Here is a 21,847-nt window from a genome sequence, read left to right on the forward strand (position 1 = left end):
TGGTTGACGCTAACCCGGCTCGTCGCACCTCCGGAGGACTGCCGGGCCTACTTTCGAGCGCTACTGCCCTCAACTCTTCAATTATGCCAAGTTGATTCGACCGGTGTGCACATGTCGTGCCCCATGCGTACGTCCTGCATACGTTGACCGAGCGCGGTCCATTACCTTCCCGAATCGAACACCCGAACTAGGCGAAGTTAATAATCTTCGAAGGGTTGCGCATCTAGCGGCGAGCCTACAGGCCCACCCATTCAGAAGACCCGGAAGCAAAATGCTGGCGCTTCCAAATCGGTACCTCCGCCTTGATGCGTTCCACCAGGTTCTCGATCGCGTCAAAGGCTTCCTTGCGGTGCGAGGCGGCGCTGGCCGCGATGAGCGCGGCATCCCCGATGGTCAAAGGGCCGACACGGTGCACCGCGGCAAGCCTCAGGCCGGTGCGCGCTTCTTCTTCGGCAATGATGTTCTCCAGGAACTTCTGGGCTTCGGGATGGTGAGAGTAGTCCAGGGAATTCACCGACTTCCCGCCGTCGTGGTTGCGGATGATGCCATGGAACATGACCACGGCGCCCGCGGTGTCGCTGAGCACGGCAGCCTGCACGGCGGCTTCATCGATAACGTCCTCGGTGATCAGCGCGTAGCTCAATCCATTCCTCTTTTCGAGACGGTCAGTTCGGGCGCGAGCGCGGCCACCGCCGGTACTCCCCCGGGCACGTAGCGGGTCGTGATGCCCCGACTCGCCAACAGCTGGGCGGCGCGGATGGCACGCGGTCCCTTGGCACAGTATATGGTCAGTTCTTCGGGCAGTTGTGGCAAGTCCTGCCCCGCGTCCACCGCAGCTTCCAGCTGTGGCAGCGGCAGGAAGATCGATCCGGGGATGCTCAGCTCCTCGCGCTCGTCCTGGTTCCGCACGTCCAGGAGCACCGGAGGGTTCTGGGAATGCAGGGCGGCAACCAGGTCTTCGGGAGCCATCTGCGCCGGTTCCTGCAGCCCGCCCGCGCAGAACAGTTCGTAGTCGATCAGCCTGGTCACCGGTGTGGCGGCAGGATCCCGCGAGTACTCCAAGGTGCGGGTGTTGGCACCCAGCGCGTCGTAGACCAGCACCCGGCCCACCAGCGGCGCGCCGATACCGGTGATCAGCTTCAGGGCTTCGGTCGCCAGCAGCGAGCCGATGGTGCCGCACAGTCCCGGCAGCACGCCCCCGGTGGCGCAGTCGGCCACGGTGCCCGGGGCCGGAGGAACGGGGAACAAATCGCGGTAGCCCGGGCCGTGCTCATGCCAGGCGACGGAGACCTGCCCGTGGTGCTGCAGGATGGAGCCCCAGACCAGCGGGATGCCGGTCAGCTGGGCTGCGTCATTGCTCAGGTAGCGGGTCGGGAAGTTGTCGCTGCCGTCGATCACCAGGTCGTAGCCGGAGAAGATTTCCAGCGCGTTCCGGGAAGTCAGCCGCAGGTTGTGCTCGATGATCCGCACGCCAGGATCCAGCGCCCGCGCGGCGGCGGCCAGCGAGGCGGTCTTGGGCAGCCCGATATTCGCGGTGGTGTGGGTGATCTGGCGGTGCAGATTGGACAGCTCCACCACGTCGTCATCCACGATGCCCACGGTGCCAACCCCGGCTCCGACGACGTACGGGATGCTGGCGCTGCCCAGTCCCCCGGCGCCGATCACCAGCACGCGGGCGGCGGCCAGGCGGCGCTGGGCAACGGGCCCGAATCCGGGCAGGGCAAGCTGGCGTTGGGCCCGGGCCTGCTGCTCGTCGCTCAGCGCCGGGGCCGGGTCGACCAGGGGCTTAAACGCGCGATCACTCATAGTCGGATCCTACGCGCCCGGCCGCGCCGGATGATAGGCGATAGCATGAAGTCATGTCGCAGATTACGATACGCTACTTCGCCGCCGCGGCGGCCGCGGCGGGCACCGAGCAGGAGAGCTGGCCGCGCGCCGAGTCCCTGGCCCAGCTGCGGGCCGAACTGGTCGGCGCCTACGGCGATCCCATGGCCCAGGTCCTGCGCGCCGGAAGCTTCCTGATCAACGGGGTGGTGAGGCGCGATGACGGCGTGCTCGGCCCGGAAGGCGAGCTGACCGTGGACGTGCTGCCGCCCTTCGCCGGCGGATAAGCCATGGCCTGCACCCTGGATGGACACCGCGCGGAAATCGCCGCACTGCTGGTCCCGGCGATCGCGGCGCTGGGCTGCGAAACGCTGCCGGTCGAGGCCGCGGACCTGCCCGGACGGGTTGCCGCGGCCCAGCTGCCTGCACTGCTTCCCATCCCCGCCTTCACCAATTCCCAGATGGACGGGTATGCCGCCCGCAGCGCGGAGCTGTCAGGCGCCAGCAAGGAGCACCCGGTCGTCCTGCCGCTGGGCTTCACCGCCGCGGCCGGGGATCGGCAGATCGAGCTGCTGCCCGGCACCGTCTCCCCGGTGATGACCGGGGCAGTGATCCCGGCCGGGGCTGACACCGTCGTTCCCGTGGAAGCCACCTCGGACGGCGTTTTCGGGCAGCTGGTGCGCGCCGGCGAAGGCGGGCCAACTGGCTCTGCGACCTTCACCGCACCGTCCGAGCCCGGGCGTTTCATCCGCCCCGTCGGCCAGGACCTGCAGGCAGGCGCACTGGTCGCCGAGGCCGGGGCGCGGCTGACCCCCACGCTGATCGGCGCGCTGGCGGCCAGCGGCGTGCGCGAGGTAGCGGTGCGCAGGAAGCTGCGGGTGCTGGTGTGCACCACCGGCAACGAACTGATGGGCGGAACCTCTCAGGCCGGACGGATCCCGGATTCGAACTCGCCCATGCTCGCCGCCGCGCTGCGCGGCTACGGCGCGCAGGTGGACACCCTGCGGCTGCCCGACGACGCGCAGGCACTGGGCCTCGCGCTGGAGGCGCAGGCCCGGCAGGTCGATCTCATCCTCACCGTGGGCGGCATCAGCGCCGGCGCCTACGAGGTGGTGCGCGAGGCGCTGGCCCCGCGCGGCGGCAGCTTCCACCACGTGGCCCTGCAGCCCGGAGGACCGCAGGGTTTCGCGCAGCTGGACGGCACCCCGGTGCTCTGCTTCCCGGGCAACCCGGTCAGCGCGCTGCTCTCGCTGGAACTGTTCCTCGCCCCGGCCCTGCGCCAGCTGGCCGCACTGCCCGAGCCGGTCCCCGAACCGTACGAACTGGCTACGGAGGTGCACTCGCCTGCGGGCAAGCACCAGGTGCGCCGCGCGCTGCTGGAGCAGGGAAAGGTCCGGGTGCTGGATCCGGGATCTCACCTGGTCTACGACCTGGCCCGTGCGGACGCGCTGGTGCACATCCCGGTGGGAGTCGAGCAGCTGGCCGCCGGAACCACGATCGATGTTTGGAGAATGAATGTCTGAGAAACTCACCCACCTGCGCGAGGACGGCAGCGCCCACATGGTCGACGTCAGCGACAAGGCCGTGACCAAGCGCGTGGCCACCGCGCAGGCGCTGTTCACCACCCGCCCGGAGGTGGTGCAGATGCTGATGACCGGCAACCTGCCTAAGGGCGAGGCGCTGGGCACCGCGCGCATCGCCGGCATCATGGCCGCCAAGCGCACCTGGGAGCTGATCCCGCTATGCCATCCGCTGCCGATTTCCAAGGTGTCGGTGGACTTCGAGGCGCAGGACTCCGCGGTGCTGGTGACCGCGCAGGTCACCACCAAGGGCGTGACCGGGGTGGAGATGGAGGCGCTGACCGCCGCCAGCGTCGCGGCGCTGACCTTGTACGACATGGTCAAGGCCGTGGACAAGCAGGCAGAGGTCACCGAGGTGAAGGTGCTGGCGAAGTCCGGCGGCAAGAGCGGGGACTGGGCCCGTGATGCAGTTGAGTAGGCGCGCCTCGGTCATCGTGGCCTCCACCAGCGCCGCGGCCGGGCGCGCCGCGGACACCACCGGACCGGTGCTCGCCGGCTGGCTGGCCGAGCGCGGATTCACAGTGGCCGGCCCGCTGGTGGTCGCCGACGGGCAGCCGGTGCGCTTCGCGGTGGACGCGGAGATCGCCACCGGCGCCTCGGTGGTGCTGACCACCGGCGGCACCGGGGTCTCCCCCGATGACCAGACCCCTGAAATGGTCGCCCCGCTGCTGGACGTGCAGCTGCCTGGCATCATCGAGGCCGTCCGCCGCCGCGGCGAAAGCTCCACGCCCATGGCGGTGATCACCCGCGGGGTGGCCGGATTCGCCGGCCGCACGCTGGTGGTGACGCTGCCCGGCTCCTCGGGCGGGGTGGAGGACGGGCTGGCAGTGCTGGATCCGATCCTCGAGCACCTGCTGACGCAGCGTTCCGGTCCCCGGGCCGACGACGGGCACGGCCCGCGCCGCTAACGAGATGCAGGTCCCGGGTATTCGCCCGGGACCTGCTACTTTCCGACCGCTCCTAGTTGGCGTAGGTGTCCATCAGCTTCGCCTTGGCGTTCCACAGCGCCAGCGAATCGCCGCCGTTGTTGAGCACCGCGACGCCGCCGTCCAGGTAGACCGCCTGCGCGCTGTTGGTGCCCGGCCCCGGGTAGAGGCGCAGCTGCTCGCCCGGCTCCAGCTGGTAGCCGGCCGGAATGCGCATCACGTTGTTCGCCGCGTCGCGCACCAGGTAGCCCTCCAGGGACAGCGTGCGCCGCCCGGTGTTCTCCAGCACCACATGCTCCCCGGTTTCAGGCTGCAGGTCGTTGCCCGGCACGTCGTTCACCGATTCCGCGATCACCAGCCCGTCGTTGGACGGGAAGGGCTTGCGCCCGGACAGGTGGCGCGCCACCTGCTGCGGGAAGTCGCCGGTGATGCGCTCCACACCCAGATCCAGGGACTGCTCGGCGGCCTCGGTCGAGTTCACCGTGTAGACCCCGAGCTGAAGTCCGGCGTCCTTCACGCGCTGCGCGCCGGAGGCATCCAGCGTGCGGTAGCTGGTGCCGAAGGAGTCGGCGAACTGCGCGTAGCTTTCCAGGGTCGCGGCGTCCGGCACGCTTCCGGCCAGCTGCTGCAGCGGCACCTCGGGCGCCAGCTGGGCGAAGGTCCGGTTCGAGGCGGCGTCGAAGCCGAGCACCTCGATCCGGTCCTGCTCCAGCAGCCGCGACCAACCCTTGTCCTCGGCGAGCGCGTCGGCCACCAACTGCTCCACCCCCGGGGACTTCGCCGGGGACTTGATTTCGATGTAGACGCCGGTGGTGCCGGCCAGGGCTCCGGGCACGCTGTCGAAGTGCGGGATCTTCTCGCCGGCAAAGGCCGCGGAGAAATAGGATCCGGCATCCAGCTGCTGCAGCTCCTCCCAGGTGAAGGAGGTGATCGGGTCGTTTTCCCGGCCCGGGAACACGTCCTTGGCGTTGGTGGTCCGGTTCGGGGTTTCGTCGTGGAAGATGAAGGGCACGCCGTCCTTGCTCAATTGGACGTCGATCTCGATGTAGTCGGCGCCCGACTGGCTGCCGGTCTTGATGGCGGACAGGGTGTTCTCGGGGGCCACGCCGGCCGCCCCGCGGTGGCCGATGAGGGTGGCGTCCTGCGCCGAGTGGTCCACCGGAGCCGCCGCCGCTGGAACCGCGATGCCTGCTGCCATGCCCAGAGCCAGGGTGCCGAGTGCGAGAGGTCGCAACGTCATGGGTTTGTTCCTCCTGTAGGTCTCCTTGATGCCGTCAACTGTGCCGAAGTCCGGCAAAGGACCAGCCACGGAGGAATTAACGCCGGATGAGAATCGAGGAAACACTTGATTCATCCTGCGGTCGAAGGGACCGCCGCGCCGCCGGATCCGCAGCCCGCGGAAACACCGCACCGGGAAGGTTTCCTTGAACGATTCAAAGTAACCCCGCCCACACCCGGTGGTGCAGCGCGTCACCCGGGGGTGTAACTTGACTCACTTCCCCGAAGTTGGCAGGATATAGCAGACCAACCAGTTGGTTGGTTAAATTTCAGGCTTGACGTATTTCCCGGGAGGACTTCCACGTATGACGACGACGCAGCAGCACACGAGCAGACTCCCGAAGCTGACCAGCAAGGGGCTCGCGGCGGGAAAGCTCGGGCTGATGCAGTCCACCGTCATCGGCCTGGCCTCCACCGCGCCGCTGTACTCGCTGGCCGCGACCCTGGGCTTCATCGTCATGGCCGCCGGGGCGCAGACCCCTGCGGCTCTGATCGTTGCGTTCATCCCGATGTGCCTGACCGCCTTCGCCTACCGCGAGCTGAACACCGCGATCCCCGACAGCGGCACCGCCTTCACCTGGGCCGCCAAGGCCTTCGGCCCGAAAACCGGCTGGATGGCAGGCTGGGCGGTGATGGTCGCCGGCGTGATCGTGATGTCCAGCCAGACCGAGGTCGCTTCCAAGTACCTGCTGCTGCTCATCGGCGACGGCTCGATCGCCGACTCCAAGGTGCTGGTCACCGCGTTCGGCGCGCTGATCATCATCGCCATGACGTGGATTTCCTACCGCGACGTGGAAACCGGCGCGGTCACCCAGTACCTGCTGATGGCCCTGCAGTACGCGGCGATCATCGCCTTCTGCATCGGGCTGTACTTCGCGATCCAGACCATGCCGGAACTGGGCCTGCAGTTCTCCTGGGACTGGTTCAACCCCTTCGCCACCGACAACCCTGCAGGCTTCGTGCAGGGCGTGCTGATCGCGATCTTCATCTACTGGGGCTGGGACACCTGCCTGGCGCTGGCCGAGGAAACCAAGAACCCGCGCACCACCCCGGGCCTGGCGGCGCTGCTGTCCACCGCCATGCTGCTGGTGACCTACATCGGCATCACGGTGCTGACCATGATGTTCGCCGGCATCGGCGACACCGGCAAGGGACTGGGCAACCCTGAAGGCGCGGACGACGTGTTCTTCGCGCTGCGCTTGGACGCCATGGGATCCTGGGGCTGGCTGCTGGTGCTTGCCGTGGCGATCTCCGCGCTGGCCACCTGCCAGACCACCATCCTTCCCACCGCCCGCGGCACCCTGTCCATGGGCGTCTACGGCGCGCTGCCCAAGCGCTTCGGCGTGGTCAACGAGGCCTTCAAGACCCCTGCATTCTCGACGCTGTTCACCGGCTCGGCCTCGCTGGTCTTCTACGTGGGCATGACCATCATCTCCGGCGACATCCTGGCCGACACCATCGAGAGCACCTCGCTGGCAGTGGCCCTGTACTACGCGATCACCTCCTTCGCCTGCATCTGGTACTTCCGCTCCTCGCTGACCGACTCGCTGCGCAACCTGTGCTTCCGCCTGGTCATGCCGCTGGTCGGCGGGCTGATGATGTCAGCGGTGTTCATCTACTCGGCCATCAGCATGCTCGACCCGGAATACGGCACCACCACCATCCTGGGCATCAGCGGCACCTTCGTGATGGGTGTCGGCTCGCTGGCGCTGGGCCTGGTGGTCATGGGACTGTGGGCGCTGCGCCCGGCGTCGCGCGACTACTTCGCCGGCCGCTCGCTGAACCGCGACACCCCGGTACTGGTTCCGGAGCAGTAGGCGTCCCGAGAACTAGGCGCCCCAGGCCCCGTTACCCGAGCAACTTCCTCCACCCGGCTACTCCACCAAAGGAACACCTTCCATGCAGATCCTGATCATCGGCGCCGGCGGCGTCGGCTCCGCCGCGGCCCGCATCGCCTCCCGCCGCAGCTTCTTCGAAACGCTCACCATCGCCGACTACGACCCCGCCCGCCCGCAGCAGCTGATCGAGGCGATCGGCGACACCCGCTACGCCGCCGCCCAGGTCGACGCGTCCTCCGAGGACTCGCTGGTGGAACTGATCCGTTCCACCGGGGCCACCCACGTGCTCAACGCCGTGGATCCGCGCTTCGTGATGCCGATCTTCAACGCCTGCAAAACCGCCGGGGTCACCTACCTGGACATGGCCATGAGCCTGTCCCAGCGCCACCCCGAACAGCCGTTCACCCAGACCCACATCAAGCTGGGCGACGAGCAATTCGCCGTGGCCGATGAATGGGAGCGCGACGGGCAACTGGCCTTGGTGGGCATCGGCGTGGAGCCGGGCCTGTCCAACGTGCTGGCCCGCTACGCCGCCGACGAGCTGTTCGAAACGATCGAGGAGCTCAGCGTGCGCGACGGCGCCAACCTGAGCGTTGAGGGCTACGAGTTCGCCCCGTCCTTCTCCATCTGGACCACCATCGAGGAATGCCTGAACCCGCCGGTGATGTTCGACAAGGCCAAGGGCGGCTGGTACACCACCGCGCCGTTCTCCGAGCCAACGGTCTTCGAGTTCCCGGAGGGCATCGGCGAGGTCGAATGCGTGAACGTGGAGCACGAGGAAGTCACCATGATGCCGCGCTGGCTTGACGCGCAGCGCGTGGACTTCAAGTACGGCCTGGGCAACGAGTTCATCGAGGTGCTCAAGACCCTGAACAAGCTGGGCCTGGATTCCACCGACCCGGTCCCGGTGCGCGGAGTGCAGGTCTCCCCGCGCGACGTCGTCGCCGCCTGCCTGCCGGATCCCGCCACCCTGGGCCCGCTGATGAAGGGCAAGACCTGCGCCGGCGTGCTGGTCACCGGCACGCTGAAGGACGGGTCCACCGGCTCGCGCTACCTGTACCACGTAGCTGACAACGAGGACACCATGGCCCGCGATGATTCCCAGGCGGTGGTCTGGCAGACCGCGGTGAACCCTGTGATCGCCCTGGAGCTGCTGGCCAACGGCACCTGGTCAGGCGCCGGCGTGCTCGGCCCGGAGGCCTTCGAGGCCACCCCGTTCCTCGACCTGCTGGCTGCGGCCGAACCGGCGGGCTACGGCTCGCCGTGGGGTATCGTCGAAAAGTAAACTTGCAGCCCTGAGCCCCTGGAGAAACCGCGCCCATGAGCACCGCAACCAAGCAGGAGATCATCCTCGACGCCTACGTGGCGCTGCTCTACGAGCACGGCGCCCGCGAGGCGACGATCGATGCCACCGCCAAGCGCAGCGGCTTGTCCAAGGCGGGGCTGCTGCACCACTTCCGCTCGCGCCAGGCGCTGGACACCGAACTGGTGAGGCGCCTGAACGAGCTGATCGACGTGGACGTGGCGACGATGAGCGCGGATCCCGCGCAGGCGGTGCACTACTATTTCGCCTCTTCCATGGAGGAGGACTCGCCGCTCGAACGCATGGTCGTGGCTGCCACCCGGCTGGCCCAGCGCGGCAACGAGGATGCCTCTGCGGCGCTGCGCCGCGGGCGCGACCTCTGGTACCAGGTGCTCAACGACGCGCTGGGCGACCCGGTGCTGGCCAAGCTGGCGCTGCTGGCCGGCGACGGGGTCAGCTACCACCTGGACATCTCGCGGGGTCACCAGGACGGCTTCCTGACCGCCGACACCCTGCAGCAGCTGGTGAGGCAGCTACTGGCCTGCAGGCCGGCGGCCGAGACAGCTTGAGCGCGATCCTGCTCCTCGGCGGACTTGCTTGTCTGCGGGCCCGCCGCTGGTCCAGTCGTAGCCGGAATCGGTGACGATGGTTTTCCACGGTCCATCGGGCACGTCCACCTCGTCCACGAAGCGCCAGGACACCCCTGCCTGCGTGCCGTTCAGCTCGGCGTCGTTGTGCTTGGTGCCCTTCGGACCGGTGCCGCCGTCGCCGAACACGTAGTCGAATTCGTCGTATTCGGCCGGGCCGGCGTCCTGGATCTGCGCGGAGCAGGTGTTCCCCTTGTACTGCAGTTGCACCCAGCGGTTCTTCTTGCAGGAGAACTCCCGATTCTCCAGGTCCCCGGCGTAACCCGGATCCTGCGCCAACGGGGTCTGCCCGCGCAGGGCGAAGGCGGCGACGTTGTTCACGTCGGCGAAGGGCAGGTCCAGGTAGAAGGGGGTCTGCTTCGGGGTCATGGAGCTGGGGAAGAAGCCGTTCTCCGCGCTGCGCGGCTCGGTCTGGCAGACGCCGTCCTCGATGACCCCGTTGCAGCCGCCGGAGCGCTCATACCGCCAGCCTTCGTAAGCGCTGATGACCTGGGAGCCGTCCGCGGCCTCGGGGTCGAAGACCTCCCCCACCCAGAAGGTCGTCGCCACCAGGCGCAGGTGCCAGGGATACTTCCGGCCGCGCAGGCCGTCGCCGGTCGCCCGAGGCCCCGAGCTGGCGGCCGACAGCCTCCACCCCGGACAATGTGTCTTCGAACTCGGCGCGACTCCTATTTCCTGGCGGCCAGCGCCTGTTCCACCTGGGCGGCGGCGGCCGTCAGCTGCGGCAGGGTCGCCTGCGCGGCCTCGGAGGCGTCAGCCGGTCCGGTCGGACCCACGCTCATGGACACGTTCATGGCCGCGGCCACGGTGCCGTCCGGGCGGTGCACCGGGACCGCGACCGAGCGCAGCCCCACCGACAGCTCCTGGTCCACCACGGCGAAGCCCTGGGCGCGGACCAGCGCCAGTTCGGCGCGTAGCGCGGCCGGATCGGTGATGGTATTCGGGGCCAGCGGACCCTGGATGCCGGCCAGCGCCGCCTCGATGGCCTGCTCGCCGGCGTGGGCCAGCAGCACACGCCCCATGGAGGTGTGGATGGCTGGGAACCGGGTGCCCACCGAGATGCCAACACGCATGATGGAGCGGGTGTGCACGCGGGCCACATACATGATCTCGCTGCCTTCCAGCACGGCGGCGGAGGCCGATTCGCCCACGGCGGCAGACAGGCTTTCGAGCACCGGCTCGATCAGCTGCGGCAGCGTGGCGCTGGACAGGTAGGCGTAGCCCAGCTGCAGGACCTTGGAAGTCAGCTCGAAGTACTTGCCGTCCGAGCGGACATAGCCCAAATCCTGCAAAGTGAGCAGGAAGCGCCGGGCGGTGGCGCGGGACAGGCCGGTGCGGGCGGCCACCTCGGAGAGCGTCATGGAGGCGTGCTCCGCGTCGAAGCTGCTGATCACCTGCAGGCCGCGGGCCAGGGACTGCACACCGGCGGTGCCCGTGCTCTGCTCGCTCATCGGCCATCCTTTGAAATTCGTTGAAAAATACCAGCGGGGGCGCCCGCAACGGGCACCCCCACTAATCTACTTGGTCTGCCAAAGCTGATCCGCTTAGGCGCGCTCCAGCGCCACCGGGATGCGGGCTACCAATTCCTCGAAGCTGATGCCGTGGGTGGAGCGGACGAACACCTTGGAATCGCGCAGCTCGAACACCGCCACCTCGGTGTAGATGCGCGAAACGCAGCCCAGCCCGGTGACCGGGTAGCTCAGCTCCTTGACCAGCTTGGATTCGCCGGCCTTGGTGAACAGGCTCATCATGACCCAGGTCTGCTTGGCACCGATAGCCAAATCCATGGCGCCGCCCACTGCGGGGATGGCGCCCTCGGCGCCGGTGTGCCAGTTGGCCAGGTCCCCTGCCTCGGAGATCTGGAAGGCGCCGAGCACGCAGACGTCCAGATGCCCGCCGCGCATCATCGCGAACGAGTCCGCGTGGTGGAAGAAGCTGGCGCCGGGCAGCTCGGTGACAGGGATCTTGCCTGCGTTGATCAGATCCGGGTCGATGTCCTCTCCGGTGGCGACCGGGCCCATGCCCAGCATGCCGTTCTCGGTGTGCAGGGTGACGCCCTGGTCGGCGGTGAGGAAGTTCGAGACGTTGGTCGGCTGGCCGATGCCCAGGTTCACGAAGGCGCCGGCGGGGATGTCGGCCGCCACCTGTTGCGCCATTTCATCGCGGGTGAGTTTTTCTGGCGTGTACGTAGTCATTAGTTGCTGCCTCCCAGCGCCACCACGGTGTCGACGTAGATTCCCGGGGTGATCACGTTTTCCGGATCGATGCCGCCGGCCGGCACGATTTCGTCCACCTGGACGATGGCCTGCGCGGCGGCGGTGGCCATGATGGGGCCGAAGTTGCGTGCGGTCTTGCGGTAGACCAAGTTGCCGAAGCTGTCCGCGCGAAGCGCCTTGATCAGCGCGAAGTCAGCGTGGATCGGCGATTCCAGCACGTAGCCGCGCCCGTCGATGATGCGGGTTTCCTTGCCCTCGGCCAGCAGCGTGCCGTAGCCGGTCGGGGTGAAGAAGCCGCCGATGCCGGCGCCGGCGGCGCGGATGCGCTCGGCTAAGTTGCCCTGCGGGACCAGCTCCAGCTCGATCTCCCCGGCACGGTAGGCCTCATCGAAATGCCAGGAGTCGGACTGGCGCGGGAAGGAGCAGATGATCTTTGTGACCCGGCGCTCCTTGATCAGCAGCGCCAGGCCTGCGTCGGCCTGTCCGGCGTTGTTGTTGACCACCGTGAGGTCGGTGGCGCCGCACTCCATGAGCGCGTCGATCAATTCCATGGGCTGCCCGGCGTTGCCGAAGCCGCCGATCAGGACGGTGGAACCGTCGGTGATCTGCGCGACCGCGTCGGCCGCCGAGGTGGCGATGCGTGGTGCCATCTTGTTGCCTCTCTAGGTTCAGGATGTCGTGGGACCGGGGGTTCGCATCCCCCGTTGGTCGGCTGTTAGTTGGTGGTGTTTTCCAGGACCACGGCAAGGCCTTGGCCTACGCCGATGCAGATGGCGGCCACGCCGTAGCGTTGGCCGGATTCGGCCAGGCGGCGGGCCAAGGTGCCAAGGATGCGCAGGCCCGAGGCGCCCAGCGGGTGGCCGATGGCGATCGCTCCGCCCCAGGCGTTGACGATGGATTCGTCGATGTCCCAGGCGCGCACGCAGGCCAGCGACTGGGCGGCGAAGGCCTCGTTCAGCTCGACCGCGGAGATGTCCTTCCAGGTCAGCCCGGCCTTGGAGACTGCCTTGTTGGCCGCTTCCACCGGCGCGAAGCCGAAGAACTGCGGATCCAGCGCGAAGGCACCGTTGGAGACGATGCGGGCGATGGGCTCGGCGCCCAGCAGCTGCCCGCCGCGCTCGGAGCCGATGAAGGCCGCCGAGGCGCCGTCGGACATCGGCGAGGCGTTGCCGGCGGTGACTGTGGCGTTCTCTCCGGTGCGGAAGACTGTGCGCAGCCCCGCCAGGGTCTGCGCGGTGGAATCGGCGCGAATGGTTTCATCGCGGGTGACTTCGGCTCCGCGCTTGTTCGCCGGCGGCACCGGGACCACCAGGTCCTGGTACTTGCCGGCGTCCCAGGCCGCGGCGGCCTGCTGGTGCGAGCGAGCGGAGAATTCGTCCTGGTCCTCGCGGGTGATCTGGTGGCGTTCGCGCAGCTGCTCGGTGGCCTCGCCCAGCGAGACGGTCCATTCGCCCGGCATGGCAGGGTTGACCAGGCGCCAGCCCAGCGTGGTGTTTGACAGCTCGAGGTTGCTCATCGGGAAGGGGCGCTCGGTCTTGGGAAGCACCCACGGGGCGCGGCTCATCGACTCGACGCCACCGACCAGCACCAGATCGGCGTCCCCGGTGGCGACCTGGCGGGAAGCGGCGATGGCAGCGTCCAGCGAGGAGCCGCACAGGCGGTTCATCGTGGTGCCGGGGATGGAGGTGGGCAGCCCCGCCAGCAGGGTGGCCATGCGCGAGACGTTGCGGTTTTCCTCGCCGGCGCCGTTGGCATTGCCGAAGATCGACTCGTCGATGGTTGCCGGGTCCAGCGAGGCCGAGCGGGCCACCAGCTCGCGCACCACATGCGCGGCCAGGTCGTCAGGGCGGTGCCCGGACAGCGTGCCGCCGATCTTGCCGAACGGGGTGCGGATTGCGTCGTACAGGTAGGCCTGCTGCATAGTCACTGCTCCATCACGATTGAAAAGTTCACTTTGTGAACTTAAGTTCATAATAAGAACTTTACCAGTCCCACACCTGCGACCTCAAGGGTTTTGACGGAAACGATCGATTCAAGGAGTTCGCACACTGAACGTTTGTCCACACTGCGAATGAGGTGCTAGTCTCACTAGGTCATGATGAGCATCACTATTCATGGCGAGTAGTTTTCGAAAGGACCTGAATTGGCCACGACATCCGCCGGCACCACCCCAGTCAAACTCGGTGGCTGGATCGCCGCCCTCTGCTTCTTCATCGTGGTCTTCGAGGGCTACGACATCGTCGCCCTGGGCGCGACGATCCCAGTGCTCACCGACCCGAACGTCGGCGGCTTCAGCGTCGATGAAATGAACTGGGTCAACACCTTCTCCCTGATCGGCGTGGGCGTCGGCGCGGCCTTCATGGGCCGGCTGGCGGACCGCTTCGGGCGTCGCCGCCCGCTGCTGCTCGCGGTGCTCGTCTTCTCGATCTTCACCCTCATCTTCCCGATCATGCCCTCGGCCACCCTGATGGGCTTGGTGCGCTTCATCGCAGGCCTCGGCCTGGGCGGCTGCATGCCGGTGGCGTTGGCGCTGATGCAGGAGAACGCCCCGGTGGGACGCCGCGCGCTGGCCAACAACCTGCCGATGGTCGGCTACCACCTGGGTGCGGTACTGGCCTCGCTGGCCGGCAAGGCCGCCGGGGTCCACTGGTCGATCCTCTACTACCTGGGCGGCGGCCTGGGCCTGGTACTGCTGGCGCTGCTGTGGTTCAAGCTGCCCGAAAGCGACATCACCCCGTCCGGCGAGCGGACCTCCATCATGGACGTGCTCAAGCCCAAGTACCTGCGCAGCTCCATCGGGTTGTGGATCGCCGCGTTCATGGGCCTGGTGCTGGTCTACGGCCTGAACGCCTGGCTGCCGAAGATCATGGGCGCCGCCGGATACCCGGTGGCCGATTCGCTGACCATGCTCTTCGTGCTGAACCTCGGCGCGATCGCCGGCCTGATCATCAGCGCCTACGCGGCCGACGCCAAGGGCATCAAGCTCGTCTCGCTGCTCTGGTTCGCCGCCTCCGCGGTCTTCCTGGTCCTGCTGGCAGTGCCGTTCGGCAGCCAGGTGCTGCTGAACACCGTGCTGTTCGTGACCGGCGTGTTCGTCTTCAGCTCGCAGTGCCTGATGTACGTGTATGCAGGCCACGTGTACCCGCGTGACATGGTGGCCACCGGTATCGGCCTGGCCTCGGGCATCGGACGCTTCGGGGCGATCATCGGCCCCTACGTCACCGGCCTGATGGTGGCCGCCGGCACCGCCTACCCGGGCGCGTTCTTCCTCTACGGAGGCGCGGCGCTGATCGCGGTCCTGGTCATCGCGCAGATCCCGAAGCCCAAGAGCGCCTAGCGGCGCACTCAATCAATTCCATTCGAGCAACGCCGGGCCCCTCCCAAGGGCCCGGCGTTCGTCGTCCGACCGCCTGCCGGATCGGGCAGTTAGAGTAGGTTCCATGGCCAATTCGCCCAGTGGGGATTCGATGCTGGACCGGCTGGTCCGCATCCTCGACGCGTTCGACCAGCACACGCCGTCGATGAGCGTACTGGCGCTGGCCCGGCGCGCGCAGATTCCCAAGGCGACCATGTACCGGCTGCTCGACGAGATGGTGTCCCACGGACTGCTCTCCCGCGGCAAGGACGGCCAGGTAACCCTGGGCCTGAGATTGTGGGAGCTGGCCAACCGCAGCGCCGCGACGCAGGGCCTGCGCAAGGCGGCGCTGCCCTTCATGGAGGACATCAACGCGCTGCTGGGGCAGAACACCCAGCTGTCCCTGCTGCACGAGGACGAGGTGCTGATCATCGAGCGGCTGTCCCGCCCGGGATCCGTGGTCAACCAAGCGAGCGTCGCCGGGCGCATGCCGGTGCACCGCACCTCGATGGGCATGGCGCTGCTTGCCTTCTCCAAGCCCGAAGTCATCCACGGGTTCCTTGAACGCCACCGCGAGCTGATGCTGGCCACCCACCCGAACTTCCGCGCGGAAATGGCCGAGATCCGCCGCAACGGCTTCGCCTCCATGGACGGCTACATTGACGAGGAAACCACCGGCGTGGCCGCGCCCATCCTGGACCTGCAAGGCTACGCGCAGGCGGTGCTGTCCGTGGTGGTGCCGCGCGGTTCCGCGACACTGCCGGCCGCCGCGCTGGCGTTGCGCACCGCGGCGCGCGGCATCTCCCGCGCGCTGGGCTACGCGGCGGACGCCTAGAACCGGCTCCTAGAGAAGGCCTCCGCGCGCGCCGAGCGCGGTTTCCAGCGAGCGCAGCACCGCCCAGGGCACCACGCCGCTGGTGCGCGGGTTATGCGCCGAGGGCTGGTTCCTGATCGAAAAACTGTACTCCCCGCTGGCGCCACGGGCCTCGATCACGTGTTCGGTCAAGGCGGCGTCGGGGTCGGCCAGCAGGCGCACCGAGACCACATCCCAGTTCCCGACCGCCAGGGCCACCGCCGCGGCGACGTTCAGGGACTGGGGAAACTGCTGCGCGGCCTGCCGCGCCGATCCGGAATAAACCTCTACCGGCGCCGCGGAAGATTCCAGTTCGGTGCGCTGCGCTTGGCTCATCCATGGCTGGGCCAGGGTTGCAGGAAGCTTGCGGGTGGTGATGACAACCTCGGAGAATGCACCCATGCGGGCTCCGGAGGCCAGCAGGTCCAAGCCGCCCACCGCGCCGGAACTGAAGTACAGCCGGCCAGGCCCTGCCAGCTCCAGGCGCGCGGCGAATTCCCGGTCTGCCATCACTCCCACCGAGATCACCAACAGGTCCGCGCCGGCTTCAAGGATGCGCACCGCATGCTCACGCACGGCCTGCTGCCCGGCGCATTCGACAATCATGTCGCAGCGCTCCAGCGCCTCGTCCAGGGAAAACTGCTCATAGGGAAGATCCTGCCGGCGGCGCAGGATCACGCCTTCCAGCACTCCCCCGGCCACATGGCCGGCCGCTATCTGGGCGGCGACCAGGGATCCGATGGCCCCGTGCCCCAGGACTCCAATTCGTCGTTCGGCGCCCCTGGCCATGACCATCCATTCAGTAGTGCAGCATGATTGCCAGCCCCTCGGAAGGCCGAAGGGGGCTACCGCCAGCTTAGGCCACCTCACACGCCGAGGCCTAAGTCGTCACGGCCCTCAAGCCACCATCCCGCATACCGACACTTTTCCCATTCAATAAGAACAAAGGCGAAGTGTGAGGCACCGCACCGTCATGCTGTAGAGGATTCAACGTCGGCGTCCATGTAGACGGCGCGGCCGCGCAGGCCGGTCTTCTCCCACAACACATGGCAGTACACACGAAGGAACCCCATGGCGCAGGCAGCCCGTATTCTGAAAACCAAGGTCGGCATCATCGGCGGCGGCCCCTCCGGCCTAATGCTCTCCCACCTGCTCTCCAAGTCAGGCATCGACAACATCGTTGTCGAGATGCGCGACCACGAGACCATCCGCAACACCCACCGCGCCGGCATCCTGGAGGCCCAGGCGGTAGCCATGCTGACCGATTCCGGCGTCGACGGCCGCGTGCTGACCCACGGCGACGAGCACGCCGGCATCGACCTGCGCTTCAACGGCGAATCCCACCCGCTGGACTTCCGCGATCTGGTGGACGCCACCGTCACCCTCTACGCGCAGAACGAGGTGTTCGTGGACCTCGCCGCGGCCCGAGCCCGCGACAACGGCGACGTGCGCTTCAACTGCGAGGTCACCGAGATCCTGGACATGGAGACCAGCACCCCGAAGTTCCGCTTCACCGACGCCGAGGGCGTCGAATTCGAGGTGCACGCCGACGTGATCGTCGGCGCCGACGGCTCGCGCTCCTTCGCCCGCCGCCAGATGCCTGATTCCGTGAAGCAGGACTTCAAGGTCACCTACCCGTTCGCCTGGTTCGGCATCCTCACCGAGGCTCCGAAGTCCTCCCCGGAGCTGATCTACGCGAACTCCCCGCACGGCTTCGCGCTGATCTCCCAGCGCAGCGAAACCGTGCAGCGCATGTACTTCCAGTGCGACCCGAACGAAAACGTGGATAACTGGAGCGAGGACCGCATCTGGACCGAGCTGAACAAGCGCGTGGCGGGGCCTGACGGCTTCGAGCTGAAGACCGGGCCGATCTTCGACAAGACCGTGCTGGGCTTCCGCTCCTTTGTGCGCCAGCCGCTCTCGCACGGGCGCATGTTCCTGATCGGCGACGCCGGGCACACCGTGCCGCCCACCGGCGCGAAGGGCCTGAACCTGGCATTCGCCGATGTCAAGGTGCTTTTCGAAGCGCTCGACTCGTTCTTCTCCACCGGCAGCGACAAGCTGCTGGGCGGCTACTCGGACCTCGCGCTGAAGCGGGTCTGGAAGGCCCAGAACTTCTCCTACTGGATGACCTCCATGCTGCACACGCCGGTGGACGCCGATCCGTTCATGGCCCAGCGCGCCCTCGGGGAGCTCGACACCGTGACCTCCTCGCGCTATGGGATGCAGTACCTGGCCGAGTCCTACACCGGCTGGCCGCACTCCTAATTCCCGCACCCCACGCCCACCAAACCACGAAAGGAGCCCACCGATGAGCACCCAGACCGCACCGGACGAGTCCTTCGAGAACGCCCACGTCCTGGATCCCGCCGCGTCCACCGCGTCCCAGGAGGAAATCAGCACCGAAATCAGCGACGCCCACGCGGCCTACCGCCAGCAGGTGCTGGCCGGGGCCAAGGAAGAAACGCAGCCGCGCGTGGACTTCGCGCCCTACCGCTCCTCGCTGCTGCGCCACCCGACCAAGGACCTGCACCACACCGACCCGGAGACCATCGAGCTGCACTCCCCGGCCTTCGGCCAGCGCGACGTGCACATCCTCGAATCCGACTTGACCATCCAGCACAACGGCGAACCGATCGGCGAGCGCATCGTCGTGGCTGGCCGCGTGCTGGACGGCGACGGCCGCCCGGTGGCGGGACAGCTGATCGAGATCTGGCAGGCCAATGCCGCGGGCCGCTACGTGCACAAGCGCGACCAGCACCCGGCCCCGATCGACCCGAACTTCACCGGCGTGGGCCGCGCGATCACCGGACCGAACGGCGAATACTCCTTCACCACCATCAAGCCGGCCCCGTACCCGTGGAAGAACCACCACAACGCCTGGCGTCCGGCACACATCCACTTCTCGCTGTTCGGCACCGACTTCACCCAGCGCATGATCACCCAGATGTACTTCCCGGGCGACCCGCTGTTCGCGCTGGACCCGATCTACCAGGCGATCACCGACCAAAAGGCCCGCGACCGCCTGGTCGCGACCTACGACCACTCGATCACGAGCCACGAATGGGCCACCGGCTACAACTGGGACATCGTGCTCACCGGCAGCAACCGCACCTGGATGGAAGACGAAGAGGGGGAGAACTAAATGGCACAGGCACCTGAACTGAAGCTCGTCCCGACCCCGGGACAGACCATCGGCCCGTTCTACGGCTACGCGCTGCCCTTCGAGAAGGGCGGCGAGCTAGTCAACCAGGCCCACCCGGCCGCGGTGCGCCTGCACGGCGTGGTCTACGACGGCAACGGCGAGGTCATCCCGGACTCGATGCTTGAAATCTGGCAGGCGGACGAGCAAGGCAACGTGGCCTCGGCCGACGGTTCGCTGGTCCGCGACGGCTACACCTTCACCGGTTGGGGCCGCGTGCCGGTGGACAACGTGGGCCACTACACCTTCACGACGGTGAACCCGGGCCCGACCGAGGCGGGCAAGGCCCCGTTCATCATGCTCACCGTCTTCGCCCGCGGACTGCTCAACCGCCTGTTCACCCGCATCTACCTGCCGGAGGACACCGAAGCGCTGGCCAATGACCCGCTGCTGACCTCGCTGCCCGAGGACCGCCGCAAGACGCTGATCGCCACCCGCGAGGCGGACGGTTCGCTGCGTTTCGACATCCGCCTGCAGGGCGAGGACGAGACCGTGTTCCTGTCCTACCCGCGCGAAAGCTGAATACAAGAAGACCATGTGCCCCGCTAGGGTGGAAGCTGCAGGTGCCCGCGCACCGCGGCCTTCCACCCCGGCGGGGTATTGGACGTACTGCCACAAGTGAGGTTTTGCCATGATGAATGCCGACTACGGGGTGCTGAACCCGGTTTGGGCCGGCGGGGCCGGCGCCCGGCTGGCCGATGACGCGGCCTTCGTGCAGGCGATGCTGGATGTCGAGGCCGCCTGGGTGCGCGTGCAGGCGGCCGCCGGGTTGTGCACCGCCGCGCAGTCTGCCGCCGTGGAGGCGGTAGCCGACGTTGAGCGCTACGACCTGGCCGAGCTGGCCGCGCTGACCCCCGACGGGGCCAACGCGCTGATCCCGCTGCTGGGCATGATGCGCGCCCGGCTGGTCGACGACGGCGCTCCGGCCGGTTCAGGCACTGCCCTGCACCGCGGGGCCACCAGCCAGGACATCATCGACACCGCGCTGATGCTGCTGCTGTCCCGCGGCATCCGCGAGCTGCTCCCCCGGCTGCGCTCGGCGGCCTCCGGGCTGGCTGAACTGGCCCGCAGCTACGACGACACCCCGTGCATCGCCCGGTCGCTGACCCAGCATGCGCTGCCCACCACCTTCGGCTGGAAGGCCGCCTCCTGGCTGTCGGCGGTGCTCGCCGCCGGCCGCCAGCTGGAATCGGTGGCCGCCGGACTGCAGCTGCAGTGGGGCGGCGCGGTGGGCACCCTCGCCTCGCTGGACCAGTTCCTCTCGACCTCGGACAGCGCCGCGGACAGCGCGCAGCTGGCCGCGCAACTGGCCAATCAGCTGCAGCTGGCCGACCCGCAGGTCCCCTGGCACACCAACCGCGTGCCGCTGCTGCAGGCAGGCTCCGCCTTGGGCGCGGTGATCGCTGCGCTGGGCACCTTCGGCACCGACGTGCTCACCGCCTCCCGCCCGGAAATCGGCGAGCTGTCCGAACCGCGCGAGGCAGGCAAGGGCGGCTCCTCGGCCATGCCGCAGAAGCAGAACCCCGTGCATTCGCTGCTGCTGCGCACCGCGGCGCTGGGCGCCCCGGGCCTGGTCTCCACGCTCTTCACCGCCGCCGGCACCGCGGCGGACGAGCGCCCGGACGGCGGCTGGCATGCCGAATGGCCGGCGCTGCGCGAGCTGCTGCGCCTGGCAATTGGCGCCGCCGAGCACGCGGATGTGCTGGCCAACGGGCTGACCGTCAACGAGCCGGCGCTGGCCCGCAACCTCGCCCTGGGCGGGGATGCGGTGCTCTCCGAGCGCATCGCCACCGTGCTGGCCCCGGTCATCACCGGCGGCAAGCCCTCCATCCAGAAACTTGTGCTGCGTTCGCTCACCGAGCCGATCGGGCTGCGCCAGCTGCTGCGCCTGGAGGTTTCCCACGCGGACCTCTCCGACGCCCAGCTCGACGCGCTGCTGGATCCCGCCGGATACCTGGGCAGCGCCGCACGCTTCACCCATACAGTTCTTGCCGATTATGCCCTGTGGAAGGAATCATGGCTGTCCCACAACTAACCCCCTCGCTGCTGAACCTCGATACCTCGCTGCCGACGCTGATCCTGGGCCCCTCGCTGGGCACCTCCTCGCTGCACCTATGGGGGCCGGCCGCGCCTTTCCTCAAGGACCACTTCCAGCTCATCGCCTGGGACCTGCCCGGCCACGGCGAAAGCAAGCCGTCCGCCGAACCGTTCACCATGGCGCAGCTCGCCCAGGGCGTCATGGACGCCATCGACGCGCTGCGCGGCGACGGGGTCATCGGCCAGGACGCGGCGCTGTACTACGCCGGAGTCTCGGTGGGCGGGGCCATCGCCCTGCAGCTGGCCAACGACCATGCAGGCGTTTTCAAGGCTCTGTCCGTGGTTTGCTCCGCGGCGAAGATCGGCACCCCGGAAGCCTGGACCGAACGCGCCGAGCTGGTCGCCCAGGCCGGCACCCCGACCATGGTGGTCGGCTCCGCGCAGCGCTGGTTCGCCCCCGGCTTCATCGAGAAGGACGCGGTCACCTCCACCAACCTGCTGCACAACCTGCAGGATGCCGACCGCTTCTCCTACGCCCACGTCTGCGGTGCGCTGGCCGGGTTCGACCTGCGCGAGCAGCTGGCGGCCATGACCGATCCGATCCTGGGCCTGAACGGCGCCCACGACCAGGTCTGCCCGCCAAGCGACGCGCAGTTCATCGCCGAGCACGCCCCGAAGGGAGCCTTCGCCGTCATCGACACCGTGGCCCATCTGGCCCCGGCCGAGGACCCGGCCGCGACCGCACGAGAACTGATCAACTTCTTCACCGCCAACTAGCAAAGGCCTAG

At 68.0% G+C, this 21,847-nt stretch carries 23 protein-coding genes; 14 read left to right on the top strand and 9 right to left on the bottom strand.

Going from position 1 to position 21,847, the window contains the following annotated elements; all coding sequences use genetic code 11:
* Positions 1-235: 235 nt before the first annotated feature.
* Together DFO58_RS13955 and DFO58_RS13960 are read right to left on the bottom strand one after the other, a co-directional pair.
* On the bottom strand, positions 236-643 hold the full coding sequence (locus DFO58_RS13955) for a molybdenum cofactor biosynthesis protein MoaE (protein WP_047117996.1): 408 nt from the start codon (positions 641-643) through the stop codon (positions 236-238).
* Positions 640-1,806 (bottom strand): ThiF family adenylyltransferase, encoded by a 1,167-nt coding sequence (locus tag DFO58_RS13960; RefSeq protein ID WP_120991462.1) that lies wholly within the window; start codon positions 1,804-1,806, stop codon positions 640-642. The genes DFO58_RS13955 and DFO58_RS13960 overlap by 4 nt, the downstream gene beginning before the upstream one ends.
* 53 nt (positions 1,807-1,859) lie before the next feature.
* On the opposite strand from DFO58_RS13960, the gene DFO58_RS13965 reads away from it, so the two are divergent.
* From DFO58_RS13965 to DFO58_RS13980, 4 genes are read left to right on the top strand one after another with little or no spacing between them, the layout of a single operon-like run.
* The gene (locus DFO58_RS13965; RefSeq protein ID WP_120991463.1) at positions 1,860-2,111 is read left to right on the top strand and encodes a MoaD/ThiS family protein; all 252 of its coding nucleotides are present in this window, start codon (positions 1,860-1,862) and stop codon (positions 2,109-2,111) included.
* 3 nt (positions 2,112-2,114) lie between these two features.
* Positions 2,115-3,347, top strand: coding sequence for a gephyrin-like molybdotransferase Glp (gene glp / locus DFO58_RS13970; RefSeq protein WP_120991464.1), 1,233 nt, complete (start codon positions 2,115-2,117; stop codon positions 3,345-3,347).
* The gene (gene moaC / locus DFO58_RS13975; RefSeq protein ID WP_053797319.1) at positions 3,340-3,822 is read left to right on the top strand and encodes a cyclic pyranopterin monophosphate synthase MoaC; all 483 of its coding nucleotides are present in this window, start codon (positions 3,340-3,342) and stop codon (positions 3,820-3,822) included. Before glp ends, moaC begins: the two co-directional genes overlap by 8 nt.
* Complete coding sequence (locus DFO58_RS13980; protein WP_053797318.1) at positions 3,809-4,312, top strand: MogA/MoaB family molybdenum cofactor biosynthesis protein; 504 nt, start codon at positions 3,809-3,811, stop codon at positions 4,310-4,312. The genes moaC and DFO58_RS13980 overlap by 14 nt, the downstream gene beginning before the upstream one ends.
* A gap of 52 nt (positions 4,313-4,364) precedes the next feature.
* On the opposite strand, the gene DFO58_RS13985 is transcribed toward DFO58_RS13980, so the two are convergent.
* Positions 4,365-5,570, bottom strand: a complete 1,206-nt coding sequence (locus DFO58_RS13985; protein ID WP_120991465.1) for a glycerophosphodiester phosphodiesterase family protein — start codon at positions 5,568-5,570, stop codon at positions 4,365-4,367.
* Positions 5,571-5,913: 343 nt separating this feature from the next.
* Between DFO58_RS13985 and DFO58_RS13990 the strand changes: the two genes are divergently transcribed.
* From DFO58_RS13990 to DFO58_RS14000, 3 genes are all read left to right on the top strand, one after another.
* Positions 5,914-7,425 (top strand): APC family permease, encoded by a 1,512-nt coding sequence (locus DFO58_RS13990; protein WP_120991466.1) that lies wholly within the window; start codon positions 5,914-5,916, stop codon positions 7,423-7,425.
* Between the two features lie 82 nt (positions 7,426-7,507).
* Entirely contained in the window at positions 7,508-8,731 is a 1,224-nt protein-coding gene (locus tag DFO58_RS13995) for a saccharopine dehydrogenase C-terminal domain-containing protein (protein WP_120991467.1), read from the top strand.
* Positions 8,732-8,766: 35 nt separating this feature from the next.
* Positions 8,767-9,318: a TetR/AcrR family transcriptional regulator gene (locus tag DFO58_RS14000; RefSeq protein ID WP_120991468.1), complete on the top strand. Its 552-nt coding sequence runs from the start codon at positions 8,767-8,769 to the stop codon at positions 9,316-9,318.
* On the opposite strand, the gene DFO58_RS14005 is transcribed toward DFO58_RS14000, so the two are convergent.
* The 5 genes from DFO58_RS14005 to DFO58_RS14025 form a co-directional block, all read right to left on the bottom strand.
* Positions 9,283-9,945 carry a hypothetical protein gene (locus tag DFO58_RS14005; RefSeq protein WP_052772202.1) on the bottom strand — a complete coding sequence of 221 codons (663 nt, stop codon included), beginning with the start codon at positions 9,943-9,945 and terminating at the stop codon, positions 9,283-9,285. The two genes, DFO58_RS14000 and DFO58_RS14005, sit on opposite strands and share 36 nt — an antisense overlap.
* A gap of 119 nt (positions 9,946-10,064) precedes the next feature.
* Entirely contained in the window at positions 10,065-10,847 is a 783-nt protein-coding gene (locus tag DFO58_RS14010; RefSeq protein WP_120991469.1) for an IclR family transcriptional regulator C-terminal domain-containing protein, read from the bottom strand.
* A gap of 93 nt (positions 10,848-10,940) precedes the next feature.
* Positions 10,941-11,591 carry a 3-oxoacid CoA-transferase subunit B gene (locus DFO58_RS14015; RefSeq protein ID WP_120991470.1) on the bottom strand — a complete coding sequence of 217 codons (651 nt, stop codon included), beginning with the start codon at positions 11,589-11,591 and terminating at the stop codon, positions 10,941-10,943.
* Entirely contained in the window at positions 11,591-12,262 is a 672-nt protein-coding gene (locus DFO58_RS14020; protein WP_047118008.1) for a 3-oxoacid CoA-transferase subunit A, read from the bottom strand. Before DFO58_RS14020 ends, DFO58_RS14015 begins: the two co-directional genes overlap by 1 nt.
* Before the next feature lie 65 nt (positions 12,263-12,327).
* Positions 12,328-13,533: a thiolase family protein gene (locus tag DFO58_RS14025; protein WP_120991471.1), complete on the bottom strand. Its 1,206-nt coding sequence runs from the start codon at positions 13,531-13,533 to the stop codon at positions 12,328-12,330.
* Positions 13,534-13,755: 222 nt separating this feature from the next.
* Between DFO58_RS14025 and DFO58_RS14030 the strand changes: the two genes are divergently transcribed.
* Complete coding sequence (locus DFO58_RS14030; RefSeq protein WP_286163615.1) at positions 13,756-14,949, top strand: aromatic acid/H+ symport family MFS transporter; 1,194 nt, start codon at positions 13,756-13,758, stop codon at positions 14,947-14,949.
* A gap of 103 nt (positions 14,950-15,052) precedes the next feature.
* Positions 15,053-15,802, top strand: a complete 750-nt coding sequence (locus DFO58_RS14035; protein ID WP_053797309.1) for an IclR family transcriptional regulator — start codon at positions 15,053-15,055, stop codon at positions 15,800-15,802.
* A 9-nt stretch (positions 15,803-15,811) separates the two neighbouring features.
* On the opposite strand, the gene DFO58_RS14040 is transcribed toward DFO58_RS14035, so the two are convergent.
* Positions 15,812-16,609: an aspartate dehydrogenase domain-containing protein gene (locus DFO58_RS14040; RefSeq protein ID WP_120991472.1), complete on the bottom strand. Its 798-nt coding sequence runs from the start codon at positions 16,607-16,609 to the stop codon at positions 15,812-15,814.
* A gap of 282 nt (positions 16,610-16,891) precedes the next feature.
* Between DFO58_RS14040 and DFO58_RS14045 the strand changes: the two genes are divergently transcribed.
* The 5 genes from DFO58_RS14045 to DFO58_RS14065 all read left to right on the top strand — a co-directional run bounded on the left by DFO58_RS14045 (position 16,892) and on the right by DFO58_RS14065 (position 21,836).
* Positions 16,892-18,088: a 4-hydroxybenzoate 3-monooxygenase gene (locus tag DFO58_RS14045; protein ID WP_120991473.1), complete on the top strand. Its 1,197-nt coding sequence runs from the start codon at positions 16,892-16,894 to the stop codon at positions 18,086-18,088.
* 43 nt (positions 18,089-18,131) lie between these two features.
* Positions 18,132-18,965 carry a protocatechuate 3,4-dioxygenase subunit beta gene (gene pcaH, locus DFO58_RS14050; RefSeq protein WP_113607659.1) on the top strand — a complete coding sequence of 278 codons (834 nt, stop codon included), beginning with the start codon at positions 18,132-18,134 and terminating at the stop codon, positions 18,963-18,965.
* Entirely contained in the window at positions 18,966-19,544 is a 579-nt protein-coding gene (pcaG, locus tag DFO58_RS14055) for a protocatechuate 3,4-dioxygenase subunit alpha (RefSeq protein WP_120991474.1), read from the top strand.
* Between the two features lie 109 nt (positions 19,545-19,653).
* The gene (locus DFO58_RS14060; RefSeq protein ID WP_120991475.1) at positions 19,654-21,057 is read left to right on the top strand and encodes a lyase family protein; all 1,404 of its coding nucleotides are present in this window, start codon (positions 19,654-19,656) and stop codon (positions 21,055-21,057) included.
* A complete protein-coding gene (locus DFO58_RS14065; RefSeq protein ID WP_047118016.1) occupies positions 21,039-21,836 on the top strand; it encodes an alpha/beta fold hydrolase in 798 nt (265 codons plus the stop codon). The genes DFO58_RS14060 and DFO58_RS14065 overlap by 19 nt, the downstream gene beginning before the upstream one ends.
* The last annotated feature ends 11 nt before the right edge of the window (positions 21,837-21,847 follow it).

It is taken from the genome of Arthrobacter sp. AG1021 (assembly GCF_003633665.1).
Lineage (GTDB): Bacteria > Actinomycetota > Actinomycetes > Actinomycetales > Micrococcaceae > Glutamicibacter > Glutamicibacter soli.

Excerpts from the sequence above, each read along its gene's own strand:
- DFO58_RS13960 (WP_120991462.1), bottom strand. The coding sequence starts at position 1,806 with ATGAGTGATCGCGCGTTTAAGCCCCTGGTCGACCCGGCCCCGGCGCTG.
- DFO58_RS13965 (WP_120991463.1), top strand. The coding sequence starts at position 1,860 with ATGTCGCAGATTACGATACGCTACTTCGCCGCCGCGGCGGCCGCGGCG.
- glp (WP_120991464.1), top strand. The coding sequence starts at position 2,115 with ATGGCCTGCACCCTGGATGGACACCGCGCGGAAATCGCCGCACTGCTG.
- moaC (WP_053797319.1), top strand. The coding sequence starts at position 3,340 with ATGTCTGAGAAACTCACCCACCTGCGCGAGGACGGCAGCGCCCACATG.
- DFO58_RS13980 (WP_053797318.1), top strand. The coding sequence starts at position 3,809 with ATGCAGTTGAGTAGGCGCGCCTCGGTCATCGTGGCCTCCACCAGCGCC.
- DFO58_RS13985 (WP_120991465.1), bottom strand. The coding sequence starts at position 5,570 with ATGACGTTGCGACCTCTCGCACTCGGCACCCTGGCTCTGGGCATGGCA.
- DFO58_RS13990 (WP_120991466.1), top strand. The coding sequence starts at position 5,914 with ATGACGACGACGCAGCAGCACACGAGCAGACTCCCGAAGCTGACCAGC.
- DFO58_RS13995 (WP_120991467.1), top strand. The coding sequence starts at position 7,508 with ATGCAGATCCTGATCATCGGCGCCGGCGGCGTCGGCTCCGCCGCGGCC.
- DFO58_RS14000 (WP_120991468.1), top strand. The coding sequence starts at position 8,767 with ATGAGCACCGCAACCAAGCAGGAGATCATCCTCGACGCCTACGTGGCG.
- DFO58_RS14010 (WP_120991469.1), bottom strand. The coding sequence starts at position 10,847 with ATGAGCGAGCAGAGCACGGGCACCGCCGGTGTGCAGTCCCTGGCCCGC.
- DFO58_RS14015 (WP_120991470.1), bottom strand. The coding sequence starts at position 11,591 with ATGACTACGTACACGCCAGAAAAACTCACCCGCGATGAAATGGCGCAA.
- DFO58_RS14020 (WP_047118008.1), bottom strand. The coding sequence starts at position 12,262 with ATGGCACCACGCATCGCCACCTCGGCGGCCGACGCGGTCGCGCAGATC.
- DFO58_RS14025 (WP_120991471.1), bottom strand. The coding sequence starts at position 13,533 with ATGCAGCAGGCCTACCTGTACGACGCAATCCGCACCCCGTTCGGCAAG.
- DFO58_RS14035 (WP_053797309.1), top strand. The coding sequence starts at position 15,053 with ATGGCCAATTCGCCCAGTGGGGATTCGATGCTGGACCGGCTGGTCCGC.
- DFO58_RS14040 (WP_120991472.1), bottom strand. The coding sequence starts at position 16,609 with ATGGCCAGGGGCGCCGAACGACGAATTGGAGTCCTGGGGCACGGGGCC.
- DFO58_RS14045 (WP_120991473.1), top strand. The coding sequence starts at position 16,892 with ATGGCGCAGGCAGCCCGTATTCTGAAAACCAAGGTCGGCATCATCGGC.
- pcaH (WP_113607659.1), top strand. The coding sequence starts at position 18,132 with ATGAGCACCCAGACCGCACCGGACGAGTCCTTCGAGAACGCCCACGTC.
- pcaG (WP_120991474.1), top strand. The coding sequence starts at position 18,966 with ATGGCACAGGCACCTGAACTGAAGCTCGTCCCGACCCCGGGACAGACC.
- DFO58_RS14060 (WP_120991475.1), top strand. The coding sequence starts at position 19,654 with ATGATGAATGCCGACTACGGGGTGCTGAACCCGGTTTGGGCCGGCGGG.
- DFO58_RS14065 (WP_047118016.1), top strand. The coding sequence starts at position 21,039 with ATGGCTGTCCCACAACTAACCCCCTCGCTGCTGAACCTCGATACCTCG.